A 15,800-nucleotide genomic window follows, 5' to 3' on the forward strand; every position below is an offset into this window, starting at 1 on the left:
AGATACGTATAGCAGTGTTTACGAGAGAACTGGTCAATACATCCCCAAAGACGACAAATTGCCAATGATACCGATGGTTTGGGGTAGCGGTTTTATAACTCAGGTGCAAGAAACTTTTAATTTAGATTCAGAGCAAACGTATAGATATAGTACATCAGCGCGTCTGGTGGACTGCTTTGGGATGTTTGATTATTTGTTGGGGATGGAGACAAGTCAATGAACCAAAGCAAAAAGAAACGCAAGTCTCTGAGTTTGCGGCTTCAACCTTATGAGGGTGATGTTTTAGCGGAGGTGGTTGATTACTTGAACTCGTTGCCCAAGGATGAGGCACAGCGTAAGGTGGCTGATATTTTGGTGGCTGCTTTCTTGCCAGTGGCGCGATATTCAAGCGGTAATTTTACGCCAGAGCAGATCCGTTTTGCTTGTTGGGAAGCGCAGGACTCCTTGAATAAACACGGTAGTTATATGCGTTTGGCACTGTCGGTGGAACAACCGCAGTTTGTGGTGTCACAGCCAGCGTTGACTGCACCAGTTGTAGCGGTCAATGCCCCAAGTTACAAGAGTAATGCTTTAGAGTCGCCTGAGCTTGAGGCGGAAGCGGCTGATTCAATCAGACCTGCTTCAATAGTTCAAGGTCAGGCTTCGTCTCAAGAATTGGATGCGATTTTTGGAGGAGATTGAGCGAAGAATATCTCAACAATAGCCGCCGCAGTTGTAGCTGTTAACTGTTAGGCGGCTTTTGTAGTGGCTATGTATTTTTCAGTAGTATTTAAAGTTTATTCTTGCTTTTTTTAGTTTTGGCTCAAAAAAACTGGGCCAAACTTTTTTGCGTACTGTGCGTAAGTTTTGGTCAGGAATTTTTGGGGGAGAAATCAGAGAGGTAAATGAGGTTTTTGGGGTCTAAATCCTTATATTTACCTTATATTTACCTTGTAAATACCTTGGAGATGCCATTGCAGTACCTTATTTTGGGCAAAAAAGAAGGATTTTGTAAAAAACGGTGATTTTCAGTGTAAAAGGTGCAAATAAATCCTTATATTTACCATTGGTATGCCATTGAAATGCCATTGCCAGACCTTATATTTGCCTTTTTAAGAAAAATCCTTGTAAATACCTTATAAATACCTTTTGAGTTAAATAATGTTTAGTATGCGAAGTTTTTCTGAAGCCTTGATAAAATCAGGAGCGGGAAAAAAGTTCATTGATGATGAGCCAGGGGTAAGCGATGGAAGCCAAAAGCGAAGTGACAATAAAATTTAGCGGCTCACTGCCAACAGCTACACCAGCTGAGAACAAGAAAGTTGCAATCGAGTTCACTGACCAGAACGGTATAGTCTTCACTGCTCAAGTTAATGCAAAAAGCTGGCGGAAGGCTGAAACTAGCGCCTCGGAATTTGCAGACTGGGCTGGGGCTGTATCGGGCAAGCTTGGAGTGCGAACAGAAAACGGGTTTGAAGTGATTGACGCAGGAATCCAAATTTTCGAGAAAAAAGCAAAGGAAGTCAAACCAGATGTAGCGGCGGCTGAAGCTGGCGCAAGTTCATAGATGCGTGGTAGTAACATCTGAAGATGGTGACAATTGGCTGACAATTGGCGGCTTTAGCGAGGAGAACAGCATTCAGAGGAAAACGTTATAGAGGCTTGTAAAATTTCTGCTCCCCGGCCCACTAATATTGAAATTAAGAGAGTAGTTGGAGCCGCCCTTAACTATGAGGGTGAAAATAATAAAAACAATTAGGAAGAAAGCCCAGTGGCTAAACATCAATCCAAACAGCGCTCACAACAACACGTCTCTAACACAGGGACAAAAGTTGCTGAAAACTCTTTCCAGATGCAACTGCAAGAATTACTGAAGCAGAAAAAATATCGGCAGGCATTGGAAGAAATCAAAAAAAATCAGCGCTTGCATCCTGATATTGAATTCACTCCCAAAGAATCAGAGATTTGGTTGCTACGGGGTCAGCAAGAATTCCAAAAACAAGATTTTAAACAGGCAGAAAAATCCTTTGTCCGCGCTCTAGAATTTGGTTTGGTTGGAGAAGTTCATTATTGGCAAGCTAGATGTTTGCTGGAGTTGAAGCAATTAGATGCGGCGCTGAATTTGCTCAGAAATGCTTTTGAGGTAGGCACTCTATCGAAAGAGTACAGCATCTGTTACCTAAAACTCCTGTTACTCAAAGGAGATACCGCCACAGTTGAGCAGTTAATTAACGAACAATCCAAACGCTTTAGTGCTGCCCAACTCCACTGGGTACGAGGTGTTCTGGCGCTAAAAAATGGTCAACCAGAAGCAGCTTTGACATCTTTTCAGAAAATTAAGCAAGCCATCACCGATGGAGACTCGCCAATAGCTTGGATTGTTTACACTCAACAAGTCATCGGTCATTGGGATACTGCCGCTAATATTTTGGGGTTGAAATCATCTGGAAGGTCATCCGACTTGATGAACTATGGCGAACCAAAGTATTTGGAGCATCCAATTTTAAAGCGATTGGCGACTTTCCAGCAAGGAAAAACGGGACAACAACTTCTACAATCTAGGAATCCGCAAAAAACAGTAGATAAAATTACCCAAGAGGCATTAACGGCGTTGCGAATGCTGCAACTGATTGACCAAGGCGATCACCATGAGGCCGCACATCTGCTGTTGAAGATAGAGCAGCGTTCCACACGCTTTCTAGAAATAGAAAGTCTCCGTCCACTGCTGTTGACCCTAGCCGGACAACAAGCACTGAATCAAGGACAATTAAACTGTGCTGAACTATTCTGGCAGCTTTTGTTGACAGAGCAACCCTTTAACCCCCACTTGGCAATCAATCTCTTAGAAGTTTTGGATGCTAATGATTCCGATCAAGAACGCCCACGTCTGTTGACCCGTTTTTTGAAGTGGTTAGAGCAGGAAGCAAAACAAAAACCTCAAGAATGGCCTTCACAACGATTGAAACCGACCCAAGCACATCTCCACTGCTGGATGGCAGATGCTTACATGGCAATAGGTCGGGAACGCGCCGCTTTAGGATCTTTGCAACAAGCAGAACGCATCTGTCCCACATCACCAGAGTTACTGGGGCGTAAGGGACTAGTTGCGGCAATGGAGGAAAATTATACTGAAGCGATCGCACTGCTTACCCAAGCATTAGAAGGTGGATGTCGGTATAACGAAGTTTACGGCATTTTGTTGCGATGTTACGAGGAAATAGGAGATAAACTTGCACGTAATGAAGCTCGGCGTAAATTTGGCAAGCACTTTGGCGACCTGAGCATTGAAACTGAGGTGGAAACAGTACCTTGGATAGATGCTTTATCTACGTTAAGTTATCCCTTATTTAGCCGTTTAGTACAGACAGCAGATAAAAAAGATCCTGCTATAGGTGCTTGTCAGGGATTCGTGAATTCAGTGCAGAGTCAGCCCAATTCCGGCGGACGAGTTTCATTACACCAAAAAGCAGCAGTTGAAAGATGGGACGCTCTCCTGAAAAAATTATCTGGTGAAGAACAAATTCCTGTATTGCAGGCGATCGCTCTTTCTATCCACCTCTTCGCCAAACGTGAAAAAGGCATCGCCGCTTTAACAAGCCAGTATCTACAAAAATTATTCAACTTATCAACAGAATACCCAGAAGCTAGAGTTGCTCATTTAGTTGTCTTAGCTGTCAAAGAAAGTAGTTCCCAAAAACTAGAAGTTCCTCTACGTACCTACCTCGACACCATGCCACAGCCAGGAAATGCTCTGGCAAATATTCAACTTCAAGTGCGCCGTTTTGGTGAGATTACAACCCTTGTACCTGTGCTGGAGTCAGCACTGCGTCGGGAACCTCAGAATCCTTTATTACTATTAGCTAGAGCCACTACCTACCATGTTGATCACCCAAACTATGAACAATTAAAGCAACAGGGATTTGAATTAGCCCGTCGCTTACAAGATGCCAAAGCATTACAAGCATTTCGGGAAGAACAGGCTTTTCTCTCTGCTCAAGAAACGACTAGCATAATGCCAGACCCAGAGGAATTTGACAACCTGGATATGTCAAATATTGATGACTTCTTATCAGGGATGCTTCAAAAATTACTTGGCAACAAAATGCCCAAAGCTGAGTTTGAACGGATGCTTCCAGAACTCAAGCAAAAGATGTTAAACAGTATGCCTAACTTCGATGAAGATGATGAGTCAGAAGAGTCAGACTTAGACTTGATCTTTGGAAACTTACCGCCTATGCGTAAGAAACGAAAGGGTAGAAGAAAAGGTGGTTTTCAGGAATTGTTTAAAAGTTAGTTTTGAGTAAGTTGTACTTAATAGTGACAAACAATAAATAGTAAATTTTTAATTTGGAATTATTTGATGACTGACCACTACGAACGCTTAGGTATTTCTCCAGGAGCTACTGCCGCCGAAATTAAAGCGGCCTATCATGCCAAACTGCGGGAATTTCCCGCTCATACTTATCCAGAAGAGTTTAAGAAAATTCGAGGAGCTTACGAGGCAATTCGCAAAGGAGAAACAACTCAGCATGAGGATTTCTTAAAATTTCGTCCACTAGAAGCAGAACTGAACCCAGAGATATTAAAACAGGTGCGAGAAAAAGCGCTTGCTCAACTAGAAGTTAGCCTGGATGATTTAATTCGTGCCACATTTTAAATAATTCGTAATGGGCTACGCTCTAAGCAAAGCTATGCCGCAGGCTTTACGTAATTCGTAATCGTTAGTTACTGATTTTTCTAATGTCCGCTAACTATTGACAAATGACAAATGACTAATAACAAAGAAGCTTTATTTGCCAAACTTCTAGATTATTTACACTCAGAACAACCAATCCCTGAATATCTGGGTGAACCACCAGAATCCGCTAATTCCTTTGACCCCTATCAAATGGTGGCAGAATGGACTGCCCTGCGCCATGAAGTTAAGCAACAGGGTAAATTATTGCGTTCTACTCAAGATGCTCTTGTGCAAGCATTGGAAGTAACTCGCACAGATAAAGAACAGTTGCAAATACGTCTGGAAGAAAGCCAAAAACAGGCATGGGGACAATTTGAGCAGCAGCAGGAGAAACTGTTAAAAGATTTGCTGGGTATCCTGGATGCTTTAGATCAGGCTTGTACTTACTGGCAAGAGGAAATAGAAGCATTATCTGCTACTTCAAAACAAAAACCAGCAACACAGAAAAGCTTCTGGGAGAAACTAGGACAGTGGTTTACTGGCAAGGAATCTCAGTCAATAGTGTCTGAAAAATCACTAACATCATCAGATTTAAGTGAAATTTTAACCAGCAATCAACAAGGTGTGGAGTTAATTAGGCGATCTCTTTTAGAGTTACTACGACAACGGCGTGTTGTTCCGATTACATCTATGGGAAAACCTTTTGATTCCCAGACAATGTATGCTGTGGGACGTGAGTCTAGAACAGATATTACAGACAATACCGTAATTCAGGAAGTAGTACGGGGTTATTTATGGGGCGAACGCATTCTGAGGGAAGCACAGGTGATTGTAGCGGCACAAGGGACTCTTGATTAGGGACGCTTGGACTGGGGAAATTAGTGCAGTTTACTTTTTAATCGAATTTTATGAAAGCAGTTGGTATTGACTTAGGCACAACAAATTCCGAAGTAGCGATCGTCGAAAACGGACAAGTGCGGGTATTACCAGGAGAAGATGGCGACCTGATTTTACCTTCCTGTGTGGGATTTAGCGATACAGGTAAACTGCTAGTGGGACGCGAAGCACTCCGTCAGTATGCAGCAGCACCTGAACGCACTGTGAAGTCAATTAAGCGCTGGATGGGAACTGACCACAAAACCACTTTCGGAGATAAAGAATACTTACCTCATGAAGTTTCCGCTATTATTCTCCGCGCTCTGAAACAACGGGCTGAAAATGCTTTAGGAGAAACAATTACCCAAGCAGTGATTACGGTTCCAGCCTACTTTACGGACGCTCAACGGCAAGCAACTAAAACTGCTGGCGAGATAGCTGGTTTGGAAGTACTGCAAATTATCAACGAACCAACGGCGGCGGCTTTAGCTTATGATTTACGCTCCGAAGAGACAGAACGAGTTGTAGTTTATGACTTGGGAGGTGGTACTTTTGACGTGTCGGTAGTTGAAATTACAGGCGAAGTGACAGAAGTACTAGCCAGTCATGGTAATAATCGCTTGGGTGGAGACGATTTCGACAGACTTTTACAACTGTATCTGGCGGATTTATTCCGCAAACAGCATGGTGTCGATGTCCCAGATGATGCAGCTACCCAGGCGCGTCTCCTGAGAGCAGCAGAGCAGTTAAAAATTGACCTGAGTCCCCATGCTTTTGCTACAGTCCGGGAAGCCTTTTTAGGTAGTAAAGGCAAGACTGCACTACATCTGGAGACAGAAGTAGCACGAGCAGATTTTGAAAAATTGATTCGCCCACTCTTGGCAGAAACCCTAGAGGCAATTGACCGCGCCCTAACAGATGCCAGCCTGGAACCCAATGAGATTGACCGGATTATTTTAGTTGGTGGTTCTACACGCATTCCTTTAGTACAACAAATGATCCAAGAGCATCTGGGACAAAACCCCACCGATGGCATTCAACCAGACCTTTGTGTAGCATTAGGAGCAGCGTTACAAGCTGGGGTGCTGGTAGGTGAATTAGTGGATGCCATTCTTGTAGATGTGATTCCTCATTCTCTGGGCATTGCTGCGGCTGTGCCTACACCAATGGGTATTATGCCAGGTTACTTTAGTGTGATTATTCCCCGCAACAGCGTTGTTCCCGTTTCTCGCTCCCATGTTTATTCCACCGTGTTTGATGAACAAGAAGTGGTAGAAATTGAAGTTTTTCAGGGAGAAAATACGGTTGCTGAAGAAAATGTTCCTCTAGGTTCCTTTAGAGTGGAGAACTTACCACCCAAACCAGCAGGAGGTATTGAAGTCGAGGTTCACTTTGACTTTGACCTGAATGGCATTCTCACTGTCACCACTACTGAGAAAGGCAAAGGACAACAAGGAACGCTAGTAGTAAATAATGCAGGTATCCAGAAACTTTCTAGCCATGAATTGAAGCAAGCAAGGGCAGATTTAGATGCATTGTTTGACAGTGATGAAACAATTGAAATCTCCGCAGAAGATTCAATCGAGTCTGTAGAAATCGCTCCAGAATTGGCAGCACTTTTAGACCGCGCGGGGCAAGCACTTCTTACGGTAGACTCTGAACAAGTTCTTGAATTACAAGACTTATTAGAACAGATTGAAAGTGCGATCGCTAACAATAGCCCAGAACTACCCCAGTTAGAAGAAGAACTCTCAGATTTTCTTTACTACGCCAGTACGAATGATGAATAGGGAATAGAGAGTGGTAATTATGAAATGTCCTGTCTGTGGTGCAGTTTATCGTCCAATAAAGGGGAGCAGAGTCGGGATTGAGCAGCACAATAATGATTACAAGGAAGAAACTGCTACCATATCTGCCTCATCTTCTTCATCTCCCTTACTCAGCACTGCTTCTTCCTCCCCAACTTGCAGACGCTGCAAAGTAGACTTGTCTGACTTGTTCCGTCTGCACGACCAAGCCATCTGGTATCACAGACAAGCACTGCATTTATTGTCAAAAGGGCGTTATCCAGAAGCAGCAACGCACAACAATCAAGCTCTAGCTTTGTATTACAGCAATGCAGACTTCCATGCCTTGGCTGGGAAATTATCGGCATTGCAAGGAGAATGGAGAGAAGCGATCGCATCTTGGCAACAAGCACTCAAGTTTGACCCACAAAATGCCATTGCTTCTGATTCTCTACAAATGATCAAGCTTATGGCAACTCTCACCGCTAACCGCAAGCGGTGAGAGTTGTCACAAAAAAAGCCCTCAGAGATTTTATGAGGGCATTGATTAATATCTATGTCATTTCTCAATTGCGGAAACTTCTTTTACTCTGCCTGTGCTTGGCAATTTCTTTACGCTTGCGTTTTTCAATAGGCGTTTCAAAGTGACGATGCTTCCTCATATCTGGAAAAATCCCAGCCTTGGAAACTTCTCGCTTAAACCGACGTAAGGCTGACTCAATGTGTTCATTGTCACCCACTATTATTTGGGTCATTATCTCTCCTGCTAAATTGACTTACTTAATGGCTGATAGTGGTAAGCCGCCCAGTTAACTAAAGTGTAAAAAAGCCAGACTCTTTGTCTGGCCTGAAAATTCGCTCTCTCTTTCTTTCAGCTTTCTTCCGCTTAGTAGCGGTTACGTCCACCGCCCCCATCGTATCCCCCCCGATTACCACCAGACGAACCTCTGTCTTCTCTGGGCTTGGCTTTGTTAACTTTTAGGTCACGACCCATCCACTCAGCACCATCAAGACCTTCAATGGCAGCTGCTTCTTCTGCATCTGTTCCCATTTCTACAAAACCAAAACCGCGTGGTTGTCCTGTTTCACGATCAGTAGGTAGTTGAACACGCTTTACAGTACCATATTCAGCAAAAACACCCTTAATATCATCTTCCTTAACTTCGTAAGAGAGGTTGCCTACATAAATTGACATCGATTATCTCCAAAATTATTAGTGTTTGGAGATTTAAATTTCAGAGAAAAGTCTGTAAATATCAAAAGGGAAAAGCCTGTCAATACTAAAAACAAAGATACTCACCGAATTAACTCTCCTAGTCTAGGATGACATAAAAGCCAATTCTCTGCATTTAGTGATGTAAGACGCGGATGCGATTAAACTATTAGACCTTCATGGTATTAGTCAGCCAAAGGAGCTTGCTTCTACATTCTTGAAGAGTCGTCCGCAAGTATAAAAAGCAAACATATTAAAGTATTAGACCTTCATAGTATCTACAAAAGGTGATCGCCCCAACATAATTAAAGTCATAATATGTTTAAATATATAGAGGTATTAAAGTATTAGACCTTTATGGTATACACTGATTAACGCTTTAGTCTTTTTAAAATGATTGTTATCAGTGTATTCAACTTTAAAGGCGGGACAGGTAAAAGCTCTACTGCCCTGAACTTAGGGGCATTTCTAGCATCTCCCAAACGCCAAACCCTGCTGATTGATTTAGATGGACAGCGTACTCTCTCGTTCGGTCTAGGCATGGATGGTACTGAGCCAACAACCCTTGACTGGCTAACTAGTAAAGAAACACTCATACCCAGAGAAACCCAAGTAAAACACCTTTGTCTGATTCCAGGTGATATAGGTATGTTTCGCCTGACATCGGAGGATAACTTGTTTGTTCCAGCGCTGTCACGACTTTCTGGGTTTGATGTAGTTTTAATGGACTGTCCCCCAGGACTATCGGTGGCATCAGTGCAGTCCATCCTTAGCAGCGATCGTATTCTTATCCCCACAATGAACGAACCTGCTTCCCTTAAAGGGCTTTCGGAAGCCGTGGAGTTAATTCGAGGGGAAAGGGCAGATATTCCCATTGATGTTGTTAGAACTCGGTATAAGCCCCGGTTAGTTCTGACTAAAGAGGCTGACGATTTGCTAATTGAGGCAGCAGTGGAGTTAGGTTATCGACTATTGCACACAACTATCCCTGATAACATAGCTGTTGCTGAATCCATCGCAGCGCAACAACCAGTTAGCACTTACGCCCCCAAGTCCAGTGGTGCTAGAGCTTACCAATCTTTAGCTAAAGAATACATCAAACATTGGGGGACGAAATGACCAAAAAGAAAATGTCTGGCATGAAATTAAGCCAGTTTTCTGGAATTAAGAGCCAATCAGAGCCAGAGATTACCTCTGATACCACCGAAGTAGAACCAACTTCCCCAGTACTTGAGAAAATGCCTATAACATCACCAGCCCCAAAGTCAGCATTAGAAGCGCCTACTGCATCACCAACTTCTCAAGCAGTAGTTAAGGAAAAGCCCGTGACGATCAATATTAAAATTACTCGCACACAGCATAACTGGTTAACGGATACAGCCCGAACAGTGCGGGACAACAACACAGAAGCAGTTCCCCCTGGTGAGCGGGTTTACCCTCAGCACCTAATCGGAGTTGCCATAGAACTATTGCTTTCTTGTGAGGTTGACTGGAGCCAAGTCAAGAATGCTGAAGACCTCAAACGATTACTAAACCTATAAGCTGATTAAGGTATAATTGCTTTAAATTATAAAGGTCTAATACTATAAAGGTTTAATAGATTTTTATTGCCCAGCATGACGGAAGAATTAGAATAAACTATGAATTGGAGTTTTCCCTTATGAGCGTCATAATTCCCGATGACATCCTCCGAGCATCAAACATGACTGAGGATGAACTGAAATTAGAAATTGGCATCTTGCTTTATCAGCAAGGTAAAATTAGCAGTGGCAAAGTCCGAGCCTGGACAGGAATCACAGTACTTGAATTCCAGCATGAACTGGCTAAACGCGGTTTACACATCAACTATGATGTAGAAGACTTCCAATCCGATGTGCGGACACTGCAATCAATGGGCTTGTTGTGATTATAGTTAGCGACACATCACCGATCACAAACTTAGCAGCGATTGGTCAGTTAGATTTACTGCGTCAGTTGTATAGTCGCGTTATCATTCCCCAAGCCGTTTATAACGAGATGGTAGGTGTAGATAAAGTTGTCCCTGGGGCAGTAGAAGTACAACAGCTATCTTGGATTCAGACGATAGCTGTTGTTAATTCTCAACAAGTTACAGAAATTCAGGAAAAACAGGACAATATTGACTTAGGAGAAGCCGAAGCAATTATTTTATCCAAAGAACTGAAAGCTGACTTGCTATTAATGGACGAACGCCGAGGACGAGCAGTCGCTACAAGTTATGGACTAAATGTAACGGGTCTGTTGGGAGTCTTGCTACAAGCCAAAAAACAAGGGCTAATTCCAGCTATTAAACCATTAATTGATCAGTTAATTGCTACTGCTGACTTTCGGGTTAGCCAAAAGTTGTATGCAATTGTCTTGCAATCTGCTGATGAGGGTTAAAACTTTGATAGAACAAACGCCTTAAATCCCGTGGCTCGAACAATTTTCAACAGAGTAAAACGAAAACAACCAGACACTGCGTTGAAAAAAGTACGAGTAGGTAATATTAGCCTACTTACCATAGAGGGCAGCAGTTTTTGGGTGTTGGCTATTTGAACCGCAGGCATCGCTTTGGGGCAGATTCCCCAGTATTCTTGTGCTACCAAAACTGATATCAATTTCGATATCAAAGCAGCAATTTTACAGACTACACACAGCGCTTATGATACTTAGTGACTTCCGCAACAAGTGGCTATTGCTATATCTTGTGTAAACGTTTTGGCAAGAACATTGTATGTAATGATGAACGTTATTGGAAAGTTGTATTATCAATAACGAAGCTGTAAGCACTTATGCCTAACGAGCCAATATTTGGTGAGCTAGTTAAAGTTGAATTGGAGGCGTGTTTAGATGCACCGATCGCCAGATATTTTGACGCACAACTTGATAAAGACCCAGATGTGTTGACGCAGCTGTTGGCAGATAAGCGCAACCCCAATACTCGACGGGCTTATGAAAAGGATTTGAGAGATTTTTTTCTGAAGATGACTTTATTACCGCCAACTGGTGATAGTGTGCTGGAGTTTTTGCACTTGCAGCGAGAGCAGGCGGTGATGGTGGTGTTGAAATACAAGGCGATGTTGATTAAATCTGGGCTGCGGGAGGCAACCATCAATCGGCGGCTGGCGGCGATTAAGTCGCTGGCGAAGATGGGGCGGAAGTTGGGAGTGTGCAACTATTCCCTAGAAGATGTTTCAGGAGAGAAGGTCAAGGCGTACCGAGATACACGGGGTGTTGATAGCAAAGCGATAGCAGTTGTGATTCAGCAGTTTGATAGAGAAACGTTAATTGGCAAGCGCAATTATGCGATTTTTCTGGTGCTGTGGGGTTTAGCTTTGCGTCGCCAGGAGATATGCCATCTTAATGTGGGCGACTTTGATTTTTATGGACGCAAGTTGAGGGTTTTGGGGAAGGGGAAGGGAACGAATGAAGAATATTTGGATATGTCAAAAGATGTGGCGGCGGCGATAGCGGATTGGTTAATTGCTAGGGGGGATTTGAATGCTAATTTACCGATATTTACGGCATTGGATTTTCAGAATTCCGGGCATAGATTGACTACGGATGCCATCTATAAAATAGTGGCTACTGCTTTTAAGAGGGCGGGAGTCAAGAAACCCATGTCACCTCACAGGGTAAGGCACTCGGCGATTACGGCGGCACTCGATGCCACTGATGGGAATATCAGAAAGGTGCAGAAGTTGAGCCGTCATGCTGACCCGCGAACGCTGATGATTTATGATGACAACCGGAATAAAGACCTGTGGGAGATGTCGGAGTTGTTGACTGGAATGTTGAAGAATTGGTATGAAGAATAATTAATAAATTGAATAATTACAGTACATTACTCTTATCCAATTACTGTGACTTTTATCGTCAATGATATAGTCCGGTTATTTCCACATGGAACGCCAGCCTAATGTGTAAAAACAGGTTTTAAAAACGCCAATTATACCTTGAATTTTGTACGCTAAGTATACTCTTATTCCCCATCCTTTTAGCTTGCTTTTAGGAAGATAGATGAATATACATTTGAACATTGCTGTTATACCTTGGGTTACATAAGTAACATATAAAATATCAAAAAAACTTTTGAAAAATTTCGTCTTTTTATCCCCTAGCCATAACAATGGTTCACTCTTCCAAGGGTCAAAAACTGTAAACTTAGTAGAGAAATCCCAATGGGGTCTAACAAATATTCTTCCACGCTCATTCAACATACAGGCTATAAAGCTGAAGTTGCTATTACTAATACAAACTACTTCGCAGTTGCTTAAAATAAAGAAGTCAATGTAAAACTCTATGTTTAAATCTTGCATACTTTCTGGAAGCTTTACTTCCAAATCTCTCCAAATCACAGGAGAAAATTTTTTAAATTCAGGAAGAATACTGTCAAGATCATCACTACACAGAAATAGAACTGGGTTGTCTAATTCGTTCCATATCCCGTCAAGCCATTCACAATACCATTTTGCTGGAAACGCCAATGTAAAGCCCACTTGCGGTTCCGTAATATAGTCACCTCGTCGAATGTGAATTCCAACTATCGTTTTTCCTTTAGAACGAAGAATATTTAGACCATCCTCCAAAGGAGATTTTAGCTCGCTAACGGGCTGAAACAGTGATCTAAAGTATTCTTTGTATGGTGCGAGTAATCGGGTATGGAATTGAAAGAAACCCCATATATCAACGTTAGTAATACCATGTTCAAGAGCTTCTGAACCCACGCGATAACTTTTAGCATCCGCTATGTTTTCAAGATAAGGAATGAATTCAGGAATAATATCAAACAAACTTTCTCCCACATCCAAACATTCAATTGCGGGAGGTAATCGTTGAGAAATAGGTGCGTCTTGGTGTCCAAACAAAGTCTGACCAATCCAAGATGGACACTCTACTCGTGAGCCACTTTTTTCTGCACAGATTCTCAAGAAAGCATACTGAAACAGTTGGTTCCCGAATCGACCTAATTGCCCAAGACAGGACATTGTTAGAACTGGCTCAACGGAAGTAGTAGTAGCGTCTGTTGAAGTAGCAAGAGTGTTCACTGCATCTTTTTGGAAAGTATCAAAGACACTGAAAACCCTTTCTGTTTCGCTTTTGGTCGAATATTTAGATTTTTCCATTGTATTGAGGGATTTTCAAATTTCAGGTTGTCCTCAAAGCGTCAAAGACCTCTGCTGTGTTGACGCTATTACAGGTAAACCTGTGGATAAAACTTGCTCAACTATATCAGCAGCTCGGCTAACTCCCCCTGCTGTCTTAATTGCGTTCTGCAATCTAAGAGCATTCTTTTGATAGTTTTCTTCTGTCAACACCTTTTGAATGGCTGTTCTTAGCTTAGAAACGGTTACTTTCTTAATGGGTAAAGCCTCACCACATCCTGACCAAACTATGCGGGAAGCTACTCCTGGTTGGTCATTAGTAATAGGAATCGCCACCATTGGCACACCATTTGTTAAACTTTCCAATGTGGTATTCAACCCTGCATGAGTGATGGTGAGATTTGCTTTTTGCAACAACTCCAATTGTGGGGCATATTTAACAACTAAAGGTTGACCGGGTAGGCCTTGTAGAGCCTCTGGACTTGTAGAACCACCCAAAGAAATTACTAATTGAGCATCCAAATCTTGACAAGCTTCAGCAATAGATTGAAAAATTCCCAGCAGCCGATTTTGTATAGTTCCCATTGAGGCGTAAATTAAGGTTTTTCCTGTCAATTTTTCAAAAGGAAAATCAGGAACCTCCCGACCGATGGAACTATGAAAAGGGCCTGTGAAGTGGAAATATGGAGGTAAGTTCTCTCTGGGAAACTCTAGTTGGGCTGGTTGTTGACTGATTTGTGCTAACTGAGAATACCGATCATTGGGGGTAAGGTAGGGAGGTAAATTTTGCTGTTGACGATATTCATTAATAATTTCATTGATGGGTTTAGCGACACGATCTAAGGCTTTATAGCCTAATTTATTACGCAATCTTGCCCACCACGCTGGGTTATAACCCCAGTTAGTTATGTAGGGTGGAATACTAAGCTCTCGATTAATGACTACAGCACTACAAATAGTAATAAAGGGAAGCCCTAGAACCTCTGCAATAGTTCCTCCTTCAAGGTTGAGTTGGTCTATTAACAGTGCTTCTACTCCTGCATTTTTGATCACCGATGGTGCATCTCTCAGCCTCACCGTTGCCCCATCTTTGAGTAACTCAACAGTGTATTGCAATGCTTCCCGCCCACTGAGTTGACCTAATTTAGCCAAGGTTTGTGCATTGATACCAGGGGGAAATTCAGTTTCACCAATGGCGCAATATTCTAGTCCTGCTGCTACTGTACTGGCTTCGGCATCACGAAAACCAAATAAAGTAACACGATGACCACGCTGTTGTAGTTCTTTCCCTAAAGGGAGCATCGTGTTGAGATGACCTGTTGAAGCCGGGCAAATTAAGCCATAATGAGTCATTTTATTTATTGGTAATTAGAAGTTGATGTAATATATACCAGAAAACTGCCATATATTCATATAAACGTGTGCAAAAGGCATTCAGCGATTACGACGGCGCTTGATGCGACTGATGGGAATATCAGAAAGGTGCAGAAGTTAAGCCGTCATGCTGACCCGCGAACGCTGATGATTTATGATGACAACCGGAATAAAGACCTGTGGGAGATGTCGGAATTGTTGACTCTTATGTTGAAGGATTCCAAGTGAGAAAAATTAATTAGCTGAAGCCAAAATATTTCTCGGAGTGCTTTAAATCCTTGGACAGGAAATCAATCATGATTATTGATACATGAATTTTAGTAGTTTTAAGTATCAAGTGACGAAAAGGGAATTTTGACTAATCAGTGTCGATCGCGTTCCAAGTCGTAGATGACCTTCTCTAGGTACCAATTATCTGATTGACCTGGCTTGCGTCGCCTCTGTTGCAATAAAAGGCGTTTTGCTGTGGCTACATCACCTTTAAGCAATGTGAGTAAATCACTTTGCAATGCTCTGTTCCTTGGGTCGCTACGGTATGATTGAGAAACTTTGCCAGATGGTTGGCGTGGGCGTTCTGCGTCAGGTTTGCGCCACTCAATGTATATCAGTTGTAGTATGTGGATGACTGCCAGTAGCACCAATAAACAGAAAAACGCTACTTGAATAATGATTAGAATTTCCATAATGAATTGAGTTGATAGAGCAACTCATTCCACCATCTACGGGTTCCATTGATGCAAGCATCAGGGGATACCCGTATTTTCGCTCTAATTCTTTTTTGTATTTTT

At 42.5% G+C, this 15,800-nt stretch carries 17 protein-coding genes and 2 pseudogenes; 14 read left to right on the forward strand and 5 right to left on the reverse strand.

The features are described 5' to 3' along the window. The 8 genes and pseudogenes from H6G96_RS32565 to H6G96_RS32600 form a co-directional block, all read left to right on the forward strand. Nucleotides 1-220, forward strand: a pseudogene (locus H6G96_RS32565) (hypothetical protein); the annotation flags it as partial. Beyond that, nucleotides 217-681 carry a hypothetical protein gene (locus H6G96_RS32570; RefSeq protein ID WP_190917380.1) on the forward strand — a complete coding sequence of 155 codons (465 nt, stop codon included), beginning with the start codon at nt 217-219 and terminating at the stop codon, nt 679-681. The pseudogene H6G96_RS32565 and the gene H6G96_RS32570, both read left to right, overlap by 4 nt. A gap of 544 nt (nt 682-1,225) precedes the next feature. Continuing rightward, nucleotides 1,226-1,546, forward strand: a complete 321-nt coding sequence (locus H6G96_RS32575; RefSeq protein WP_190917382.1) for a hypothetical protein — start codon at nt 1,226-1,228, stop codon at nt 1,544-1,546. Between the two features lie 204 nt (nt 1,547-1,750). After that, nucleotides 1,751-4,273: a tetratricopeptide repeat protein gene (locus H6G96_RS32580; RefSeq protein WP_190917383.1), complete on the forward strand. Its 2,523-nt coding sequence runs from the start codon at nt 1,751-1,753 to the stop codon at nt 4,271-4,273. A gap of 66 nt (nt 4,274-4,339) precedes the next feature. Then, the gene (locus H6G96_RS32585) at nt 4,340-4,636 is read left to right on the forward strand and encodes a DnaJ domain-containing protein (RefSeq protein ID WP_190917385.1); all 297 of its coding nucleotides are present in this window, start codon (nt 4,340-4,342) and stop codon (nt 4,634-4,636) included. A gap of 111 nt (nt 4,637-4,747) precedes the next feature. After that, nucleotides 4,748-5,515, forward strand: coding sequence for a nucleotide exchange factor GrpE (grpE, locus tag H6G96_RS32590; RefSeq protein WP_190917387.1), 768 nt, complete (start codon nt 4,748-4,750; stop codon nt 5,513-5,515). A gap of 50 nt (nt 5,516-5,565) precedes the next feature. Continuing rightward, nucleotides 5,566-7,323, forward strand: a complete 1,758-nt coding sequence (locus tag H6G96_RS32595) for an Hsp70 family protein (protein ID WP_190917389.1) — start codon at nt 5,566-5,568, stop codon at nt 7,321-7,323. 19 nt (nt 7,324-7,342) lie between these two features. After that, entirely contained in the window at nt 7,343-7,822 is a 480-nt protein-coding gene (locus H6G96_RS32600) for a tetratricopeptide repeat protein (RefSeq protein WP_190917391.1), read from the forward strand. 64 nt (nt 7,823-7,886) lie between these two features. On the opposite strand, the gene rpsU is transcribed toward H6G96_RS32600, so the two are convergent. Both rpsU and H6G96_RS32610 read right to left on the reverse strand, forming a co-directional pair. Next, entirely contained in the window at nt 7,887-8,075 is a 189-nt protein-coding gene (gene rpsU, locus H6G96_RS32605) for a 30S ribosomal protein S21 (protein WP_190917393.1), read from the reverse strand. Nucleotides 8,076-8,206: 131 nt separating this feature from the next. Next, the gene (locus H6G96_RS32610; protein WP_190917395.1) at nt 8,207-8,515 is read right to left on the reverse strand and encodes an RNA-binding protein; all 309 of its coding nucleotides are present in this window, start codon (nt 8,513-8,515) and stop codon (nt 8,207-8,209) included. A 411-nt stretch (nt 8,516-8,926) separates the two neighbouring features. Here H6G96_RS32610 and H6G96_RS32615 point away from each other — a divergent pair, with 411 nt between their 5' ends. The 5 genes from H6G96_RS32615 to H6G96_RS32635 all read left to right on the forward strand — a co-directional run bounded on the left by H6G96_RS32615 (nt 8,927) and on the right by H6G96_RS32635 (nt 12,351). After that, nucleotides 8,927-9,652 carry a ParA family protein gene (locus tag H6G96_RS32615; protein ID WP_190917397.1) on the forward strand — a complete coding sequence of 242 codons (726 nt, stop codon included), beginning with the start codon at nt 8,927-8,929 and terminating at the stop codon, nt 9,650-9,652. Continuing rightward, nucleotides 9,649-10,074, forward strand: coding sequence for a hypothetical protein (locus H6G96_RS32620; RefSeq protein WP_190917399.1), 426 nt, complete (start codon nt 9,649-9,651; stop codon nt 10,072-10,074). The genes H6G96_RS32615 and H6G96_RS32620 overlap by 4 nt, the downstream gene beginning before the upstream one ends. Before the next feature lie 119 nt (nt 10,075-10,193). Then, nucleotides 10,194-10,439: a UPF0175 family protein gene (locus H6G96_RS32625; RefSeq protein ID WP_190917402.1), complete on the forward strand. Its 246-nt coding sequence runs from the start codon at nt 10,194-10,196 to the stop codon at nt 10,437-10,439. Next, on the forward strand, nt 10,436-10,933 hold the full coding sequence (locus tag H6G96_RS42955) for a DUF3368 domain-containing protein (RefSeq protein WP_190917405.1): 498 nt from the start codon (nt 10,436-10,438) through the stop codon (nt 10,931-10,933). Before H6G96_RS32625 ends, H6G96_RS42955 begins: the two co-directional genes overlap by 4 nt. Nucleotides 10,934-11,325: 392 nt before the next feature. Then, on the forward strand, nt 11,326-12,351 hold the full coding sequence (locus H6G96_RS32635) for a tyrosine-type recombinase/integrase (RefSeq protein WP_190917407.1): 1,026 nt from the start codon (nt 11,326-11,328) through the stop codon (nt 12,349-12,351). 75 nt (nt 12,352-12,426) lie between these two features. Here the strand turns inward: H6G96_RS32635 and H6G96_RS32640 are convergent, their stop codons facing one another. Together H6G96_RS32640 and H6G96_RS32645 are read right to left on the reverse strand one after the other, a co-directional pair. Beyond that, complete coding sequence (locus H6G96_RS32640) at nt 12,427-13,659, reverse strand: alpha-1,2-fucosyltransferase (RefSeq protein WP_190917409.1); 1,233 nt, start codon at nt 13,657-13,659, stop codon at nt 12,427-12,429. A gap of 33 nt (nt 13,660-13,692) precedes the next feature. Continuing rightward, nucleotides 13,693-14,991: a glycosyltransferase gene (locus tag H6G96_RS32645; protein WP_190917411.1), complete on the reverse strand. Its 1,299-nt coding sequence runs from the start codon at nt 14,989-14,991 to the stop codon at nt 13,693-13,695. A 75-nt stretch (nt 14,992-15,066) separates the two neighbouring features. On the opposite strand from H6G96_RS32645, the pseudogene H6G96_RS42960 reads away from it, so the two are divergent. After that, nucleotides 15,067-15,240, forward strand: a pseudogene (locus H6G96_RS42960) (integrase); the annotation flags it as partial. A 134-nt stretch (nt 15,241-15,374) separates the two neighbouring features. Here the strand turns inward: H6G96_RS42960 and H6G96_RS41760 are convergent. Further along, a complete protein-coding gene (locus tag H6G96_RS41760; protein ID WP_242063488.1) occupies nt 15,375-15,695 on the reverse strand; it encodes a hypothetical protein in 321 nt (106 codons plus the stop codon). Between the last annotated feature and the right edge of the window lie 105 nt (nt 15,696-15,800).

The organism is Nostoc sp. FACHB-892, from assembly GCF_014698795.1.
Classification (GTDB): domain Bacteria; phylum Cyanobacteriota; class Cyanobacteriia; order Cyanobacteriales; family Nostocaceae; genus Nostoc.